Below are 16437 nucleotides of genomic sequence, written 5' to 3'. Positions count from 1 at the left end.
CGCACCAGACGCCGCGGGGCCCGCCCTTCGGGCGGACGACGGGAATTGTCAGACAGGCCCTAGGCCGTGTCCGCCGCACAATCCCAGGCCCCGCGCCTCCGCGGAAGGAGGCCGTCCGGAGTAGGGTCGGGCCATGGACGACGTACGCGTGGCGGCGATCGCCAGTCTGACGCCGCTCGAGGAACTCGACGCCGACCCCTTCCTGGTGGACACCCGCAGCCAGCACGCGATGTGCGAGCGCTGGGCGGCCGACAAGGGCTATGTCGTCATCCGGCAGCTGCTGTTCTACGGGCTGCGCCCCGACCACCGGATGCTGTGGGCCGACGTCGACGCGGGCGCCGTCGACCTGTTCGTCGCGCCCAACGAGCGGGTCCTGGAGCGGGCCGTGACCTCGGCGCGGGCCTTTTCGGCCGAGTGCGAGCGGCGCGGCGTACGGCTGGAGACGGCCGGCCTGGACGAGCCCGCGTACGACGCGCGGATGAAGGCCCACGTCCACCGCAGGCTCTCCATGCCCACCGCCGGGTACGACGGCTGCTGATCCCTGCCCGATTCCCCCGCCCGATTCCCCTGCCCGACCGCCCCTGCCCGATCCCCTGCCGGAAACCGTCCGCTCCACGGCACGGTGTGCCACGCTGGACGTCCGGGCCGGTGGCGGGGCACGGCGAAAGGCGGACGTGTGGGTGACGGGCGTTGGCGCACGGTCGGCGGCGGCCTGCTGCGGGTCGTCGTCGTATGGGCGGTCTCCACACTCACCCTGCTCGTCCTCGCCGGCATCCTCCCGGACGTCCAGCTCCAGTCCGACGACGGCGACAGCATCACCCGCACCGCCGTCACCGCCGCGTGGGGCGCGGGCGCGTTCGGTCTGCTGAGCGCGCTCGTCTGGCCGCTGATCGTACGGGCGCTGCTGCTCGTACCGGCGCTCGTCCTCGGCCTCCTGGTGTTCTTCCTGAACGGGTCGCTGCTGCTGGTCGCGCTGTGGCTGATCCCCGACGGGCGCGGCGAGGCCGACCCGGAGAACGCGGTCGTCGTGGCCGCCGTCATGTCGGCCGTCGCCTCCGCGACGTCCACGGCGCTCGCCGTACGGGACGACAACGCCTACCGGCGGCGCCTCTACCGGCTCGCCGGCCGCCGGCACCGCACCGCCCCCCGCGAGGGCGCCGCCGGACCGCCGGGCACCCTGTTCCTCCAGCTCGACGGGGTCGGCCACCAGGTCCTGCGGGACGCCGTCGCCGCCGGTGTGATGCCGACCGTCGCGGGCTGGCTCGCCGGCACCCACCGGGTCACCCCGTGGCGCACCGACTGGTCCAGCCAGACCGGCGCCAGCCAGCTCGCCATCCTGCACGGCACCAACCACGACGTGCCCGCGTTCCGCTGGTACGAGAAGGACACCGGCCGGTACATGGTCAGCAACCGGCCCGCCAGCGCCGTCGAGCTCCAGCGCCGCGCCGCCGAGCGCACCGGCGACCCCGGCCTCCTCGCCGGCGACGGCGCCAGCCGCGGCAACCTGTTCGGCGGCGGCGCGGAGCAGCTCGCCCTGGTGCTGTCCGTGGCGGCGCGGCGCGGCCGCGGCGTCCGCTCGCGCGCCGGCTACTTCGCGTACTTCCGCGACCCGGCCAACGCCACCCGCACGGCCATCTCGTTCGTCGCCGAGATGTGCCGCGAGACCGGCCAGGCGGCACGGGCCCGGCTGCGCGGCGACACGCCCCGGGTCCGGCGCGGCGGCCTCTACCCGTTCGTGCGGGCCTTCGCGACCGTCGTCGAGCGGGACGTGGTCGTCGCCGCCGTCATGGGCGACGTCCTCGCCGGGCGCACCGCCGTGTACGCCGACCTCGTGGCGTACGACGAGGTGGCCCACCACTCGGGGCCGTACAGCAGGGACGCGCTGAAGGTCCTGGAGCGCCTCGACCGGGCGATCGGGCTCATCGCGAAGGCCGTCGAGCACGCCCCGCGTCCGTACCGGATCGTGCTGCTCTCCGACCACGGCCAGAGCTTCGGCGAGACCTTCGAGAGCGCGTACGGGCTGACGCTCCGCGATCTCGTACGGGTCTGCTGCGGCCTGCCCGTGCCCCGCCGCGCCCGGCACAGCCCCAGCGGTGCCGAGGCACGCAACGCCCTGCGCAGCGCCCTGCACCGGCCGGTGGAGGGCGAGCGCGCCGACGAGCGTCCGGCCCGCGGCGCCGGTCCGGTCGTACTGGCCTCCGGCAACCTGGGCCTGGTGTCCTTCCCGGACGTGCCGTACCGGATGTCCCGCGAGGAGATCGACCGCCGCCACCCGGCCCTGCTGCCCACGCTCGCCGACCACCCGGGCATCGGGTTCCTGCTGGTGCGGAGCGAGGAGCACGGCTCCGTCGTCCTCGGCCCGCACGGCGCCGAGGCGCCGGTGGACGACCTCAGGGACGGCGTGGGGCCGCTCGCCGCCTTCGGACCCGGCGCCGCCGACGCGATCCGGCGCACCGACTCCTTCCCGCACGCCGCCGACATCATGGTCAACTCGATGTACGACCCGCTGACCGGCCAGGTGCACGCCTTCGAGGAGCAGATCGGCTCGCACGGCGGCCTCGGCGGAGGACAGTCGGAGGCGTTCCTGGTGTGGCCGGCCGAGCTCGCACCGCCGGTCGCGGACGGCGAGGCCCTGGTCGGCGCGGAGGCGGTCCACCGGGTGCTGCGCCGCTGGCTGACGGAGGAGCCCCGCCGCGCAACGCGGGACGGCGAAGCCCTTCCGGTCACGGACGCCCTCGCGCAGGACAAGAACGGCTGACGTGGACGGGCCTTCTCCTCACGGTGGAGCGGCGAGGGCCGTGCTAGATTCGCTCGCACATTCGAATTCATGGTCCTGTCGACCCGCCCGCGAAGGATGCCGCCATGCCCCTGGCAGACGAACTGCTCGGCGCCGCCACCGTCGACGCCCTCGCCGACCGGCTGACCCGGGCGCTCGACGGGCGGCCCGCCGACGCCGTACGCCGATGCGCCACCGCCCTTGACGGGCTCAGCTTCAGCGCCCGCACCGCCGCCGTCAGGGACGCCGTCCTCACCGATCTGCCCGACGCCTACCCGGACTTCGAACGGGTCCTGCGCACCGCGCTCGACGACCCCGGCTTCACCGGCTGGATGACGTTCCCGGTCAACGAGGCGGTCGCCGTACGCGGACTCGACGTCTTCGAACCCGCCCTGGACCTGCTCGCCGCCCTCACCCCGCGGCTCACCGCCGAGAGCGCCGTACGCCCCTTCCTCCGCGCCGACCTCGGCCGCGCCCTGCGCGCCATGACGCCCTGGACCGGCCACCCCGACCCGCACGTGCGGCGCCTCGTCAGCGAGGGCACCCGGCCCCGGCTGCCGTGGGCGCCCCGGCTCCCCGAGCTGATCACCGACCCGTCCCCCGCGCTGCCGCTGCTGGACGCCCTCCACCAGGACGACTCCGCGTACGTACGCCGGTCCGTCGCCAACCACCTCAACGACATCAGCCGCGACCACCCCGCCACCGCCGTCGCCGCCGCGAGCCGCTGGCTCCGCCCGGACGGCACGACCGAGCGGCTGGTCCGGCACGGCCTGCGCACCCTCGTGAAGGCGGGCGACGCGGCCGCCCTCACGCTCCTCGGCCATGCCCCCGACGCGCCCGTCGACGTCACCGGTCCCACCCTGCACACGGCCGAGATCCGGGTCGGTGACCACCTGGTCTTCGACTACCAGGTCACCAACACGGGCGACCGGCCGTCCCCGGTGGTCGTCGACTACGTGATCCACCACGTCAAGGCGAACGGCACCCGCACCCCCAAGGTCTTCAAGCTCACCACCCGCACCCTCGCCCCCGGGGAGCGCTGGGCGGGCACCCGCCGCCACTCGTTCCGCCCCATCACGACCCGCCGCTACCACGCCGGCGTCCACCTCGTACGGCTCCAGGTCAACGGCGTACCACGCGGCGAGGACGTACCGTTCCTTCTGGCCGACGGCACCTGACCGGCTACGCGAAGAGCTGGAAGAAGGGCGGAAAGGTCCCGAGGACCCCCAGAGCGATGAGCACCAGCCCGATCACGAGGGCCCGCACGGTCTCGTACGGCTTGTCGCGCAACCGGGCGTAAAGGATGCCCCAGGCCAGCAGCCACACCACGACGGCAAGAGTGGACTTGCCGGACAGCGGACCGACCGCATCGTTCCAGTTCAACGAGTCCGACACGCCCTCGGAGGCCGCGGCGAGCGTGGTGAGAAGGCCGAGCACGGTGGCTCCGACGCCTGCCGCGATGATCGCTGCTGAGACCGGTCCCTCGGCCTTCTCGCTGCGGGGGAAGTCCTCGTCACCTCCGCCTCGGCGGGGTTCCGCACTGCTCCTGGGTTCCATGGCCCGGCCTCCTCCTTCTTACTTCTCGGAGCCTGATCATCTGACGGGTGCGACCTTGGTGATGAAGGCGCCGTAGGCCCCCGCCACCGCGGCGAACACAAAGGCGAGGACGAACAGGGCGATGGTGGTGCGGCGTACCCGGCCGTGCCGGATCAGGCCGGGGCCGTAGTACCAGACGATGAAGACCACGGCCGTGGCCAGGATCGGGCTCAGCCAGGCGATGTGTTCCTTCCACTCCATACCGAATTCGTGCCAGTCCGCCGTGGCGTGATCGGCGAGCAACCGCGACCGGGGACTCTCCGGGGTCTTCGCGCGATACCACGGGTAGACGACCCAGGTGCCGGTGATCACGGTCCCCCAGGCCGCCACCGCCATGGCGGCGACCCCGGTCCGGACTCGCCGCATGCGCCCCACCACGCCCTCACGGGTCATCAGCGCGGGCTTGAGGCTGTACAGCTCGGCAAGACCGCCGGCGAAGGCGAGCAGGAAGGCAGCGCCCAGGATCATGCCGTGGACGAGCGTCCACCACTCGCGCCCGGTGAAGCTCATTTCCGTCTCCTGTCCGGCACCCGGGAATGGTCAGGGTCACGGGGCGACGTTATCGGCGGTGTTCGACGGTGCTGTGCAGACGCGCCGCGACTACCGTTGGTAGGGACCGCCTGTCCAGCGCGGGCGGCTCCCGGAGGGAGGTCCCCGGTGTCACCACATCCGCTCGACGAGCCGACCGTGAAGGCACTCGTCGCCGACGCCGTCGCCGCGCCCTCGATGCACAACGCCCAGCCGTGGAAGTTCCGCTTCGACCGCGCCGGCGGTACGTTCCACGTCCGGTCGGACCCGGAGCGGGGCCTGCCGCGTGCCGATCCCGCCGGCCGCGCCCTCCACATCGGATGCGGCGCCGCCCTGTTCAATCTGCGCGTCGCCGCCGCGCACGCCGGCTGGGAGCCGAGCACCCGGCTGCTGCCCGACCCGGCCGACCCGCGGCTGCTCGCGACGGTGGAGCTGACCGGCCCCGTGCGTCCCGGGACGGACCTCGCCGAGCTGTATCCCGCGATCCACCGCCGGCACACCAGCCGCTACCCGTTCTCGGAGGAGGAGCCGCCCGAAGCGATCCGGGACGGCCTGCGCGGAGCCGCGCTCCTCGAAGGGGCCCGGCTCGTCTTCCCGGCCTCATGGCACGTGGAGTCCGTCCTGGACCTGGTCCACGACGCCGAGGGACGGGACGCACTCGGCGACGCGGAGACCGGCCTCGACGCCGACACCGCCCGCTGGACGCATACGGACGCGGGCACCTCCGACACGGCGCCCGACGGAATCCCGGCGTACGCCTTCGGCCCCGGCAAGCACGGCGGAAAGGCTCCCGTACGGGACTTCGCGGGCCGGCGCCCCGTGCCGGGCCGCGGCACCGCGACGTTCGAGAGCCACCCTCACCTCGCCCTGCTGGGCACGGCCGGCGACCAGCCGCGGGACTGGCTGATCGCGGGGCAGGCGATGGAACGCGTCCTGCTCCAGGCGACCCTGGACGGGCTGGCCACCTCGCTCACCTCCCACGCACTCGAATGGCCCGAGCTGCGCTGGGCCGTACGCGACCCGCAGTCGGCGATGGGATTCGTCCAGATGGTGCTACGGCTGGGATACGGCGAAACAGGACCCGCGACGCCGCGCCGGCCCGTGGACGAGGTGCTCGACATCTCCTGAGGAGCCGTGCCGACACGGCCCGGACCGCCACCGTCACCGCCACGGCGGCGCACGCTCACCGCTCCCGGATACGGGCCGCGCCGCGACCGCCGATCAGCCGCCCCGCGCCGACGGCAGGCCCTGCGCCGACTCCGCCAGCGCGTCCAGCACCGGCCGGATCAGCGGATGGTCCTCCGCGCCCCTGCGCACCGCCGCGAACACCCGGCGGAACGCGGCCGGCCCCGCCACCGGCCGCACCACCACGTCCTTCAGCTCGATCCCGCGCAGCGCCGAGCGCGGCACGAGCGCGACCCCCACCCCCGCGCCCGCCAGCGCGACCACCGCGCGGAAGTCGTCCGACACATGCACCAGGCGCGGCTCGAAGCCCGCCAGCTCGCAGGCCAGCAGCACCATGTCGTGGCACGGGTTCCCGGCCGACTGGCCGATCCAGTCGCTGCCCGCCAGGTCCGACAGCGCCACCTCCGGCACCCGCGCCCGCGGATGCCCCGCGTGCAGCACCGCGTCGAAGGGCTCCGCGTACAGCGGCACACGCGCCAGCCGCCGGTCGCCCTCCCGCGGCGCACCCCGGTACTCCACCGCGAGCGCCAGGTCCGCCTCGCCGTCCAGGACCATCGGCAGCGACTCGTCGCCCTCCGCGTCCCGCACCCGCAGCCGGATGCCCGGATGCCGCCCGGCCAGCCGGCCGATCGCCGGAGCCAGCACCTCCGCGATGCCCGTCGCGAACGCCGCGACCGTCACCTCGCCCGCCGTACCGCCCGCGTACGCCGCGAGCTCCGCCTCGGCCCGCTCCAACTGCGCCAGGACCTCGTTGGCATGGTCCAGCAGGATCTCACCGGCCGGGGTGAGCCGCACCCCCTTGCCGCTGCGGGTCAGCAGGGTGTGCCCGGTCTCCTGCTCCAGCGCGGCGAGCTGCTGGGAGACGGCGGACGGCGTGAGGTACAGCGCTGCGGCGGCGGCGGTCACCGTACGGTGGTCCGCCGCCGCCCGCAGGACGCGCAGCCGGCGGGGGTCGATCACCCTGCCATTGTCACTCAGCCGCGCAGGTCACCGCGCAGGTCACCAGGGCCTCTCACGCCTCCATGGCCGCCCGGGCTTCCACGAACGCCGCGACCGCCCGCTCCACGTCCGCCGTGGAGTGCGCCGCCGACAGCTGGACCCGGATCCGGGCCTGGCCCATCGGGACCACCGGGTACGAGAACCCGATCACGTACACGCCCCGCTCCAGGAGCAGCTCCGCCATGCGGCCCGCCTTCGCCGCGTCCCCGATCATCACGGGCGCGATCGCGTGCTCGCCGGGCAGGATCTCGAAGCCCTCCTCCGCCATCCGAGTACGGAACAGCTTCGTGTTCGCGTCGAGCTTCTCGCGCAGGTCGCCCGCCGACTCCAGCAGGTCCAGGACCTTCAGCGACGCGGCGGCGATCACCGGCGCGAGCGAGTTCGAGAACAGGTACGGGCGCGAACGCTGGCGCAGCAGCTCGACGATCTCGGCCCGCGCGGCGACGTAACCGCCGGACGCGCCGCCCAGCGCCTTGCCGAGCGTGCCCGTGATGATGTCGACCCGGTCCATGACCCCGTGCAGCTCCGGCGTACCGCGGCCGCCCGCGCCGACGAACCCGACGGCGTGCGAGTCGTCGACCATCACCATCGCGTCGTACCGGTCGGCGAGGTCGCAGATCTCCTTGAGCGGCGCCACGTAGCCGTCCATCGAGAACACGCCGTCCGTGACGATCAGCTTCCGGCGCGCCCCGGACGCCTCCTTCAGCCTGGCCTCCAGCTCGCCCATGTCACGGTTGGCGTAGCGGTGGCGGGCGGCCTTGGACAGCCGGATGCCGTCGATGATCGACGCGTGGTTGAGGGCGTCGGAGATCACCGCGTCCTCGGGGCCCAGCAGGGTCTCGAAGACACCGCCGTTGGCGTCGAAGCAGGACGAGTAGAGGATCGTGTCCTCCTGCCCCAGGAACGCCGAGAGCCGCTGCTCCAGCTCCTTGTGGACGTCCTGCGTGCCGCAGATGAACCGCACCGACGCCATGCCGTAGCCCCAGCGGTCCAGGGCGTCCTTGGCGGCGGCGACGACCTCGGGGTGGTCGGCCAGGCCCAGGTAGTTGTTGGCGCAGAAGTTCAGTACGTCACCGGGCGCACCGCCCGCGGTGACGGCGACGGACGCGGACTGCGGCGTGCCGATGACCCGCTCGGGCTTGTACAGCCCGGCGTCGCGGATCTCGTCGATGGTGGTGCGGAGTTCGTCACGAACGGACGCGAACATGAAGGGTGCTCCTAGAAGGGAGGGAGGAGGTCAGACGGTCCAGTCGAGGATGATCTTGCCGCTGCGGGCCGTGGACGCCTCGTCGAACGCGGCGTCGAAGTCCTTGTACGCGTACTTCCCGGTGATGACGGGGCTGAGGTCGAGGCCGCCCTCCAGCAGCACCGTCATCGCGTACCAGGTCTCGAACATCTCCCGGCCGTAGATGCCCTTGACCGTGATCATCGAGGTGACGATCTTCGCCCAGTCGACCGGGAACTCCTCCGCGGGCAGGCCCAGCATGGCGATGCGGCCGCCGTGCGTCATGTTCGCGACCATGTCCCGCATGGCCTCCGGGCGGCCGGACATCTCCAGGCCGATGTCGAAGCCCTCGCGCAGCCCCAGTTGCCGCTGCGCGTCGGCGATGCTGCTCCGCGCGACGTTCACGGCGAGCGTCGCGCCCGCCTTGCGGGCCAGTTCGAGGCGCGGCTCGCTCACATCCGTGATCACGACGTTGCGGGCGCCCGCGTGCCTGGCGACGGCCGCCGCCATGATGCCGATGGGACCGGCGCCGGTGATCAGCACGTCCTCACCGACCAGCGGGAACGACAGCGCGGTGTGCACGGCGTTGCCGAACGGGTCGAAGATCGCCGCGATGTCGAGGTCCACCTTCGTCCGGTGCACCCACACGTTCGACGCGGGCAGCGCCACGTACTCGGCGAACGCGCCGTTCCGGCCCACGCCCAGGCCGATCGTCGCGCGGCACAGATGACGCCGGCCCGCCAGGCAGTTGCGGCACTTGCCGCACACCAGGTGGCCCTCGCCGCTGACGAGGTCGCCGGCCTTGATGTCCTGCACGTCGGCGCCCACGGCCGCGACCTCGCCCACGAACTCATGGCCCAGGACGAGCGGCGTCGACACGGCCTGCCGCGCCCAGCCGTCCCAGGACCGGATGTGGAGATCGGTGCCGCAGATGCCGGTGCGGAGCACCTTGATGAGCACGTCCCCCGCTCCGTACTCCGGCTCGGGGACGTCCATGAGCCAGAGGCCGGGCTCGGCCTTGTGCTTGACGAGGGCCTTCATCTGGGGCGGCTCCATTGCGGGAAAAGGGCTGCGGGAAAAGTGCAGATGGTGAACGCGACCCAATCTGCCGAGACGGGACCGCCGCGTCCATCGAGGTTTTCTTAAGCGGTCCAACAGCCCAGCTTCACACGCCCCCGCCGACCGGGTGACCGGCCAAGGCCGGGCGCATTACCCGAGGGGTAATGGACCGGGCCCGCCCGGCCCGGCATCGTGGAGATCACCGGGGCCCGGGCGGCGCGCGCTCCGCCCGGTACCCGGCCCCCTTCCGTGCACCCGTACGCCCCCTACGCCCCCTACGCCCTCGATGGAGGTTGATCCGCCATGTCCCACGCCCTGCTCGCCGGCCTCTCCCGCACCACCGAACCGCGGACCATGCTGCGGCGCTTCCTCGCAGTCGACGCCGTCGTCACCGGAGCCAACGCACTGGCCTACGCGGCCGCGTCCGGGCCGCTGGGACGGCTCCTCGGCATCGACGCCGCACTGCTGCTGGGCCTCGGCGTCTTCCTCGTCGCGTACGCGGCCGCCGTCGGCCTCGTCGCGTCCCGGCCGCAGCCGCCCGCCACCGCCGTGAAGCTCGTCGTGGACGCCAACGTCCTGTGGACGGTCCTCAGCGTCGTCGCGCTCGTCGCCTGGCTGGAGCCCACCACCGCGGGCGCGCTGTGGATCCCGGCGCAGGCCGCGACCGTGGCCGGGTTCGCGGCGCTCCAGTGGTCGGCCCTGCGCGCGGGCGACCGCTGAGCCGGAACCGCCCTACCCGGCCGCGGGCAGGGACCGCAGGAACGCGGCGGTCTCCGGGTCGGCCGGCAGAAGCGTCTCGATGGCCAGCTCGGCGACCGTCACGTCCATCGGCGTGTTGAACGTCGAGATCGACGACACGAACGACAGCACCCGGCCCGCCACCTCGATGCGCAGCGGAAGGGCGAAGTACGGGTACGGGGTGGCGTCGTCCCGGTCGTCCGGCGCCGTGCCCGGCACGGGATACGCGGCGACCTCCTCGTACAGGGCCCGCAGCGGCTCGGACCGCACCAGGGCGATCTGCCGCTCCATCTGCGCCAGCAGATGCCCCCGCCACTCCCGCAGGTTGCGGATGCGCGGCGCGAGCCCCTCCGGGTGCAGCGTGATCCGCATGGCGTTCGGGGCCTCCAGCAGATGCGCGGGCAGCCCGTCCAGCAGCAGCGCCGCGCCGCCGTTGGCGGCCAGCACCGCGTACGAGCCGTCCACCACGATCGCCGGGTACGGGTCGTAGCCCGCGAGCAGCCGTTCGATGCCCTCCCGCAGCGTGCCCAGCTCCGGGGCGTCCAGCGCCGACTCGCCGTACCGCGGCGCGTACCCGGCCGCCAGCAGCAGCGCGTTCCGCTCCCGTACGGGCACGTCGAGGTGTTCGGCGAGCCGCAGGATCATCGCCTCGCTCGGGCGGGACCGGCCCGTCTCGACGAACGAGATGTGCCGGGCCGACGAGTCCGCGCGCAGCGCCAGCTCCAGCTGGCTCAGCCGCCGCCGCTCACGCCAGCCCCGCAGCAGCGGCCCTACTCCCGTACGCGACGCGACAGTTGTCATACCGCAGACGGTAGCCGAGACGGCCGTGTTGACCACGGGCGCGGGGCCCGGGGACCGTAAGGTCGGGAGATCTCCACCACGGCCGCCGTCACCGAACGGGAAGGGAGCGGAGCACATGCCCACCGAACCGCTGTCGCAGAAGGAGATCGAGGACCGGCTGCGCGAACTGCCCGGCTGGTCGCTCGCGGGCGACCGGATCGCCCGCACGTACCGTCTGTCCACGCACTTCGCGGCGACCGCGATGGTCGTCCACATCGCCCGTATCCAGGACGAGCTGAACCACCACTCCGACCTCACCCTCGGCTACAACACGGTCGCCCTGTCCGTGAACACCCACGACGCGGGCGGCGCCGTCACGGACCGCGACTTCGAACTCGCGTCCCGGGTCGACGCCATCGCCACGACCCACGGCGCCGCCTGACGCCACGGAACGGACCGCACGTCACGCGGCGGGCGTGGACGCGGTGCTCGGGGCGGTGCTCACCGCCTCGGTGAAGCCCCGCGGCTCACGCCCCAGCACCCGCCGCACCCCGTCCGTCACGGACGCGTTGTGGCCGTCCAGGAGGCTCGCGAACAGCCCCGCCACCCACGCCGCCTCCGCCTCCGGCAGCCCGTACGCACCGAGCGCCGCCGCGTACTGGTCCGCCGTCACCGGCACGTACCGCACCGCGCGGCCCGCGGCGGCCCCGCACTCCGCCGCGGCCTCCGCGAACGTCAGCAGCCGAGGCCCCGTCAGTTCGTGGACCGCCCCGGCGTGCCCGTCCTCCGTCAGCGCGGCCACGACGACGTCCGCCACGTCGCCGGCGTCCACGAACGGCTCGGCCGTGGACCCCGCCGGGAACGCGACCTCACCCGCCGCGACCCCCTCCGCCAGCAGCCCCTCGGTGAAGTTCTGCACGAAGAACGCGGCCCGTACGACGGTGAGTTCCACGCCCCGCCCCGCCGCCGCGCGCAGCGCCTCCTCCGCCCGCGCCGCCCCCGGCTCCCCGCGCCCGGACAGCAGCACGAGGCGCCGCACCCCCGCCCCGGCCGCGAGCCGCCCGAACCCGTCCAGGGCCTCCACCGCGCCCGGCGCCGCCAGGTCGGGGTAGTACGCCACGTACGCCGCGTCCGCACCGCGCAGGGCCGGGCCCCACGTCGCGGGGTCCTCCCAGTCGAAGGGCGTCGTCCCGCCCGTACGCGACCCCGCCCGCACGGTCAGGCCGAGGCCCGTCAGCCGCTCCGCCACACGGCGCCCGGTCTTGCCGGTCGCCGCCGTCACCAGCACGGTCATGCCCTTGTTCTCCTTCTCGTCCATGACGACAAGCTTCGCGAGGGGCGGCTGGACGCTCCATGCTCCAGAGGCTCGTCTCCCTACGCGTACGTCTACGCTCGACGCATGGACGCGCTGGCCGGACTGCTCGACGGACCCCGGGCCCGAGGGGCCTTCCTGCTGCGGATGGTGATGGCCCCGCCCTGGTCGGTACGGGTCGACGACCGGGCGCCGCTGTGCGTGATGTGCGTCAGCCGCGGCGAGGCGTGGATCGCCCGGGACGGAGGCGGCGCACCGGTGCGGCTGCGCCCGGGCGACCTCGCCATCGCGCGCGGCCCCGCCCCGTACACGGTCGCCGACGCCTCCGGCACGGCGCCCCGGGCGCTCATCGGGCCCGGCGGCACCTGCCACACCCTGTACGGGGAGCCGCTGGAGGAGACGATGCGCCTCGGTGTACGGACCTGGGGCAACGCCCCGGACGGGCGGGACAGCGTGCTCGTCGGCACGTACCGCATGGAGAGCGAGGTCAGCCGCAGACTGCTCGACGCGCTGCCGCCGCTGCTGCATCTGCCCGCCGACGCCTGGACCTGCCCCCTGACGCCCGTCCTGGAGGAGGAGATCAGCCGCGACGAACCCGGCCAGAGCGTCGTGCTCGACCGGGTCCTGGACCTGCTGCTCATCGCCGCCGTACGGACCTGGTTCGCCCGCCCCGAGGCGGCGGCGCCCGCCTGGTACCGGGCCATGGGCGACCCGGTGGTCGGCACGGCCCTGCGGCTGCTTCAGGACGAGCCCGCGCATCCGTGGACCGTCGCCTCGCTCGCGGCGAAGGCCGGGGTGTCGCGGGCCGCGCTCGCACGGCGGTTCACGGAGCTGGTGGGGGAGCCCCCGATGACGTACCTGACGGGCTGGCGGCTCACGCTCGCCGCGGACCTGCTGCGCGAGACGGACCAGACGGTGGAGCGCATCGCCCGCCAGGTCGGGTACGGCGGTGCGTTCGCGTTCAGCGCCGCCTTCAAACGCGTACGGGGCGTCAGCCCGCAGGAGTACCGGGGCGCCGTGTTGCCGGAACGGCACGGTTCCTCGCACCGCGGGCGGACGCCCAGCACGCTGTCCCCATGACCCACGACGGTAAGAGCCACGACGGCAAGAGCCACGACCACAAGACCCACGACCACAAGGGCCACGGCCATCATCACCACCACCACGACACCACCCAGATGGACTGGAACGCCATGCTCCCGCTCCTGGAGCGCGGCGCGGAGCTGAGGACCCCGATGTACCGGCAGGCGATGTCCTGGCTCGCCGAACTCGTGCCGATGGGCGGGGTACGCCGCGTCCTGGACGTCGGCAGCGGTCCGGGCGTCCTGTCCGGCCTGCTGGCCGAGGCGTTCCCGTACGCGGAGGTCGTCGCCGTCGACGCGACGCCCGAACTCCTGGAGCGCGCGGCGGCGCGCGGCGTGACGACCCTCCTGGCGGAACTGCCCCAGGACGTCGAGGCCCTGGGCGAGGCCGACCTGGTGTGGGCCGGCGAGTCCGTGCACCACCTGGGCGACCAGGCCGCCGCCCTCGCGGCCCTCGCGGGGCGGCTGCGCCCCGGCGGCCTCCTCGCCCTCGCGGAGGGCGGCCTGCCGACCCGGTACCTGCCCCGCGACATCGGCATCGGCCTGCCGGGCCTGGAGACACGCCTGGAGGCCGCGTCCGCCGACTGGTTCACCGACATGCGCGCCGAACTGCCCGGCGCACGCGCCGAGACCGAGGACTGGCGGGCCCTCCTCACCGCCGCCGGCCTCGCACCCAGCGGCACGCGCACCTTCCTCCTGGACATCCCCGCGCCGGTCCCGGCCGCCGTACGCGAACACGTCGTCGAGGCCTTCACCCGCCACCGCACGGGCCTGGCCGACCGTATCGCCGCCGACGACCTCGCGACCCTCGACCGCCTCCTCGACCCCGCCGACCCGGCGAGCCTCCACCGGCGCCCGGACGTCCACCTCCTCGCGGCCCGCACCGTCCACACCGCGCGCCGCACGACCTCCTGACGCGAGCGGGGGCGTACCGGCCGCGAGTTGGGGTGCGGTCGTCGCGGTCAATATGATCCGGCGATGATCACACGAAAGCGACTGGCGGCCGCGGTGTGCGGCCTGCTGGTCACACTGACGGGCGGGCTGTCCCCGGTCGCCGCCTGGGCCGACGACGGGGAGCCGGGCGCCGGCACGAAGGAAGCGCCCAAGGTCGAACTCGTCCTCGACGTCAGCGGATCCATGCGGGCCCGCGACATCGACGGGCAGTCCCGGATGGCGGCGGCGAAGCAGGCGTTCAACGAGGTGCTCGACGCCGTCCCGGCCGAGGTGCGGCTCGGTATCCGCACCCTCGGCGCCGACTACCCCGGCAAGGACCGCAAGGAGGGCTGCAAGGACACCCGGCAGCTCTACCCGGTGGGCCCGCTGGACCGTACGGAGGCCAAGACCGCCGTCGCCACCCTGACCCCCACCGGCTGGACGCCCATCGGTCCCGCCCTGCTCGCCGCCGCGAAGGACCTGGAGGGCGGCGACGCGACCCGCAGGATCGTCCTCATCACGGACGGAGAGGACACCTGCGCGCCCCTCGACCCCTGCGAGGTCGCCCGCGAGATCGCCGCCAAGGGCATCCACCTCACCATCGACACGCTCGGCCTGGTCCCGGACGCCAAGACCCGTGCCCAGCTCGTCTGCATCGCCGAGGCCACCGGCGGAACCTACACATCGGTGCGGCACACCGACGAACTCTCCGAACGCGTCAGCCAATTGGTCGACCGCGCGGCCAAGCCGGTGGTCACGCCCGTCGCGACCCGGGGCGCCGACGCGTGCGCCGAGGCGCCCGTCCTCCAGCCCGGCCTGTACACGGACCGCGAGTCGTTCGGCCAGCACCGCTGGTACCGGGTCGAGGTCGTGCCGGGCCAGGAGCTGCGCGCCTCGGTGAGCATCGCCGCCGACCGCGCCGTCAACCGCGACTACGGCGTCCTGCTCCGCGCCTCCACGCTCGCCGGGCGGGAGATCGTACGCGGCGAGGCGGCCGGCGACGGCCGCACCGACGTCGTCTCGACAGGCCTGCGCTACCCCAAGCCGGACATCGAGGACGCCGACACCGACACCGACGCGAAGCCCGCCGCGGAGACCGTGTGCCTGCGCGTCAGCAACTCCTTCTCCGCGCCCGCCTCCGTCAAGACCACCCCCGGCCTCCCCGTCGAGCTGAGCATCGCCGTCGTCGACGGCCCCGACACGGCCGGCGACCCGGCCTTCTTCGGCCTGGGCCGGGGCTGGTGGTTCCTGGGCGCCCTCGTGCTCGCCGGCTTCCTCGCCGGACTGCTGTGGGGCTGGATCTCGCGCTGGCGCGTCACCGTCTGGAGGACCAACTGATGCGTACGGTACGGAATCTCACCACGGCCGCGCTGCTCGCCGGCGCCGCCCTGCTCGGCCTCGCCGCCCCCGGCACGGCCACCGCCGCGCCGACGCCCAGCGCGTCGGCGGGCACGGACGGTGAACCGCCCGCGCCGACCGAGGCGGGTACGTCCTTCCGGGCCGCCACCGCCGTGCGCCCCGGCCAGCGGGCCACCGCGCAGGCGTCGACCGGCGACTACCTGTACTGGCAGTTCCCCGCCGACGCCGGTCACCGCGCCACCGTACGCGCCACCGTCACGCTCCCCGAGTCGTCCGCCCGCCAGGCGGGCACCACCTGGCGGATCGACGTGTACGACGGACTGCGCCGCCGCCAGGCGTGCCGTTACGGAAGCGACTCACGGTCGCTCGCGGCGGACGCCGCGTCCGTGGAGCTGACCTGCCATCTGAGGACCGTCCGCGCCCTGGCCGAGCCCTGGTCGAACGACCCGCTGCCCGGCGCCTACTACGTCCGTCTGACCGCGGTGGGCCTGGCCGCCACCGACATCGGCCTGCCCTTCGACGCGGCGCTCGACGTGTCCGTCGACGACGCGGGCGCCGCCGCGGCCGTGGACGGGCGGCTGTCGACGCCGCTCGTGCAGGGCTCGTCGGCCACCGTCGAGCCGGAGGACGGCTGGGCGTCCGGCTGGTGGTCGACCCGCTGGCTCTGGACCGCGGGCGGCGCCGCTCTGGCGGCCCTCGCGGGCATCTGGGGCTACACCCTGACGCGTGGCAACGGCCGCCCCGCCGGGGCGCCGGGCGGCCCACGCGGCTGACCGGCACGCGGTACGGGGTACGGGGTACGGGGTTACGGGTCACGTCTTGCGGCCCACGGGGCGAGCGCGCGGTGTTCGGGCACCGCGCGCCC

At 74.0% G+C, this 16437-nt stretch carries 17 protein-coding genes; 10 read left to right on the top strand and 7 right to left on the bottom strand.

The features are described from left to right. The first annotated feature begins 133 nt into the window (after nt 1-133). The 3 genes from HTZ82_RS03180 to HTZ82_RS03170 all read left to right on the top strand — a co-directional run bounded on the left by HTZ82_RS03180 (nt 134) and on the right by HTZ82_RS03170 (nt 3954). Entirely contained in the window at nt 134-538 is a 405-nt protein-coding gene (locus HTZ82_RS03180; RefSeq protein WP_175407712.1) for a hypothetical protein, read from the top strand. A 138-nt stretch (nt 539-676) separates the two neighbouring features. Then, entirely contained in the window at nt 677-2758 is a 2082-nt protein-coding gene (locus HTZ82_RS03175) for a phage holin family protein (protein WP_175407711.1), read from the top strand. 104 nt (nt 2759-2862) lie between these two features. Further along, a complete protein-coding gene (locus HTZ82_RS03170) occupies nt 2863-3954 on the top strand; it encodes a DNA alkylation repair protein (protein ID WP_175407710.1) in 1092 nt (363 codons plus the stop codon). A 4-nt stretch (nt 3955-3958) separates the two neighbouring features. Here HTZ82_RS03170 and HTZ82_RS03165 read toward each other — a convergent pair whose 3' ends face one another. Together HTZ82_RS03165 and HTZ82_RS03160 are read right to left on the bottom strand one after the other, a co-directional pair. Next, complete coding sequence (locus tag HTZ82_RS03165) at nt 3959-4333, bottom strand: hypothetical protein (RefSeq protein WP_175407709.1); 375 nt, start codon at nt 4331-4333, stop codon at nt 3959-3961. 36 nt (nt 4334-4369) lie between these two features. Beyond that, a complete protein-coding gene (locus HTZ82_RS03160; RefSeq protein WP_175407708.1) occupies nt 4370-4882 on the bottom strand; it encodes a hypothetical protein in 513 nt (170 codons plus the stop codon). Between the two features lie 147 nt (nt 4883-5029). On the opposite strand from HTZ82_RS03160, the gene HTZ82_RS03155 reads away from it, so the two are divergent. Then, on the top strand, nt 5030-6028 hold the full coding sequence (locus tag HTZ82_RS03155) for an Acg family FMN-binding oxidoreductase (RefSeq protein ID WP_175407707.1): 999 nt from the start codon (nt 5030-5032) through the stop codon (nt 6026-6028). Nucleotides 6029-6121: 93 nt separating this feature from the next. Here HTZ82_RS03155 and HTZ82_RS03150 read toward each other — a convergent pair whose 3' ends face one another. From HTZ82_RS03150 to tdh, 3 genes are read right to left on the bottom strand one after another with little or no spacing between them, the layout of a single operon-like run. Next, on the bottom strand, nt 6122-7045 hold the full coding sequence (locus tag HTZ82_RS03150) for a LysR family transcriptional regulator (protein WP_175407706.1): 924 nt from the start codon (nt 7043-7045) through the stop codon (nt 6122-6124). 52 nt (nt 7046-7097) lie between these two features. Continuing rightward, nucleotides 7098-8291 (bottom strand): glycine C-acetyltransferase, encoded by a 1194-nt coding sequence (locus HTZ82_RS03145; protein ID WP_175407705.1) that lies wholly within the window; start codon nt 8289-8291, stop codon nt 7098-7100. Nucleotides 8292-8321: 30 nt separating this feature from the next. Then, the gene (tdh, locus tag HTZ82_RS03140; RefSeq protein WP_175407704.1) at nt 8322-9350 is read right to left on the bottom strand and encodes an L-threonine 3-dehydrogenase; all 1029 of its coding nucleotides are present in this window, start codon (nt 9348-9350) and stop codon (nt 8322-8324) included. Between the two features lie 321 nt (nt 9351-9671). Here tdh and HTZ82_RS03135 point away from each other — a divergent pair, with 321 nt between their 5' ends. Beyond that, nucleotides 9672-10088 (top strand): hypothetical protein, encoded by a 417-nt coding sequence (locus HTZ82_RS03135; protein ID WP_175407703.1) that lies wholly within the window; start codon nt 9672-9674, stop codon nt 10086-10088. Nucleotides 10089-10100: 12 nt separating this feature from the next. On the opposite strand, the gene HTZ82_RS03130 is transcribed toward HTZ82_RS03135, so the two are convergent. Continuing rightward, nucleotides 10101-10907 (bottom strand): helix-turn-helix domain-containing protein, encoded by an 807-nt coding sequence (locus HTZ82_RS03130; protein ID WP_175407702.1) that lies wholly within the window; start codon nt 10905-10907, stop codon nt 10101-10103. A 115-nt stretch (nt 10908-11022) separates the two neighbouring features. Between HTZ82_RS03130 and HTZ82_RS03125 the strand changes: the two genes are divergently transcribed. Then, a complete protein-coding gene (locus HTZ82_RS03125) occupies nt 11023-11328 on the top strand; it encodes a 4a-hydroxytetrahydrobiopterin dehydratase (protein ID WP_175407701.1) in 306 nt (101 codons plus the stop codon). Nucleotides 11329-11349: 21 nt separating this feature from the next. Here HTZ82_RS03125 and HTZ82_RS03120 read toward each other — a convergent pair whose 3' ends face one another. After that, nucleotides 11350-12204 (bottom strand): NmrA family transcriptional regulator, encoded by an 855-nt coding sequence (locus tag HTZ82_RS03120; RefSeq protein ID WP_175407700.1) that lies wholly within the window; start codon nt 12202-12204, stop codon nt 11350-11352. Between the two features lie 81 nt (nt 12205-12285). Between HTZ82_RS03120 and HTZ82_RS03115 the strand changes: the two genes are divergently transcribed. The 4 genes from HTZ82_RS03115 to HTZ82_RS03100 all read left to right on the top strand — a co-directional run bounded on the left by HTZ82_RS03115 (nt 12286) and on the right by HTZ82_RS03100 (nt 16345). Continuing rightward, entirely contained in the window at nt 12286-13278 is a 993-nt protein-coding gene (locus HTZ82_RS03115; RefSeq protein WP_175407699.1) for an AraC family transcriptional regulator, read from the top strand. Next, entirely contained in the window at nt 13275-14195 is a 921-nt protein-coding gene (locus HTZ82_RS03110) for a class I SAM-dependent methyltransferase (protein WP_175407698.1), read from the top strand. The genes HTZ82_RS03115 and HTZ82_RS03110 overlap by 4 nt, the downstream gene beginning before the upstream one ends. 63 nt (nt 14196-14258) lie before the next feature. After that, nucleotides 14259-15551 carry a VWA domain-containing protein gene (locus HTZ82_RS03105; protein WP_175407697.1) on the top strand — a complete coding sequence of 431 codons (1293 nt, stop codon included), beginning with the start codon at nt 14259-14261 and terminating at the stop codon, nt 15549-15551. Continuing rightward, nucleotides 15551-16345: a hypothetical protein gene (locus HTZ82_RS03100; RefSeq protein WP_175407696.1), complete on the top strand. Its 795-nt coding sequence runs from the start codon at nt 15551-15553 to the stop codon at nt 16343-16345. The genes HTZ82_RS03105 and HTZ82_RS03100 overlap by 1 nt, the downstream gene beginning before the upstream one ends. The last annotated feature ends 92 nt before the right edge of the window (nt 16346-16437 follow it).

Origin of the sequence: Streptomyces sp. TRM64462, from assembly GCF_013362995.1 — a bacterium.
Lineage (GTDB): Bacteria > Actinomycetota > Actinomycetes > Streptomycetales > Streptomycetaceae > Streptomyces.
Note: the sequence above shows the minus strand (reverse complement) of the source record. Positions and strands in the feature narration are given on the sequence as shown.

What these genes read in the sequence shown, in the direction of transcription:
- HTZ82_RS03135 (WP_175407703.1), top strand. Translation starts at nt 9,672, where the DNA reads ATGTCCCACGCCCTGCTCGCCGGCCTCTCCCGCACCACCGAACCGCGG.
- HTZ82_RS03170 (WP_175407710.1), top strand. Translation starts at nt 2,863, where the DNA reads ATGCCCCTGGCAGACGAACTGCTCGGCGCCGCCACCGTCGACGCCCTC.
- HTZ82_RS03125 (WP_175407701.1), top strand. Translation starts at nt 11,023, where the DNA reads ATGCCCACCGAACCGCTGTCGCAGAAGGAGATCGAGGACCGGCTGCGC.
- HTZ82_RS03165 (WP_175407709.1), bottom strand. Translation starts at nt 4,333, where the DNA reads ATGGAACCCAGGAGCAGTGCGGAACCCCGCCGAGGCGGAGGTGACGAG.
- HTZ82_RS03120 (WP_175407700.1), bottom strand. Translation starts at nt 12,204, where the DNA reads ATGGACGAGAAGGAGAACAAGGGCATGACCGTGCTGGTGACGGCGGCG.
- HTZ82_RS03180 (WP_175407712.1), top strand. Translation starts at nt 134, where the DNA reads ATGGACGACGTACGCGTGGCGGCGATCGCCAGTCTGACGCCGCTCGAG.
- tdh (WP_175407704.1), bottom strand. Translation starts at nt 9,350, where the DNA reads ATGAAGGCCCTCGTCAAGCACAAGGCCGAGCCCGGCCTCTGGCTCATG.
- HTZ82_RS03110 (WP_175407698.1), top strand. Translation starts at nt 13,275, where the DNA reads ATGACCCACGACGGTAAGAGCCACGACGGCAAGAGCCACGACCACAAG.
- HTZ82_RS03100 (WP_175407696.1), top strand. Translation starts at nt 15,551, where the DNA reads ATGCGTACGGTACGGAATCTCACCACGGCCGCGCTGCTCGCCGGCGCC.
- HTZ82_RS03160 (WP_175407708.1), bottom strand. Translation starts at nt 4,882, where the DNA reads ATGAGCTTCACCGGGCGCGAGTGGTGGACGCTCGTCCACGGCATGATC.
- HTZ82_RS03105 (WP_175407697.1), top strand. Translation starts at nt 14,259, where the DNA reads ATGATCACACGAAAGCGACTGGCGGCCGCGGTGTGCGGCCTGCTGGTC.
- HTZ82_RS03145 (WP_175407705.1), bottom strand. Translation starts at nt 8,291, where the DNA reads ATGTTCGCGTCCGTTCGTGACGAACTCCGCACCACCATCGACGAGATC.
- HTZ82_RS03130 (WP_175407702.1), bottom strand. Translation starts at nt 10,907, where the DNA reads ATGACAACTGTCGCGTCGCGTACGGGAGTAGGGCCGCTGCTGCGGGGC.
- HTZ82_RS03115 (WP_175407699.1), top strand. Translation starts at nt 12,286, where the DNA reads ATGGACGCGCTGGCCGGACTGCTCGACGGACCCCGGGCCCGAGGGGCC.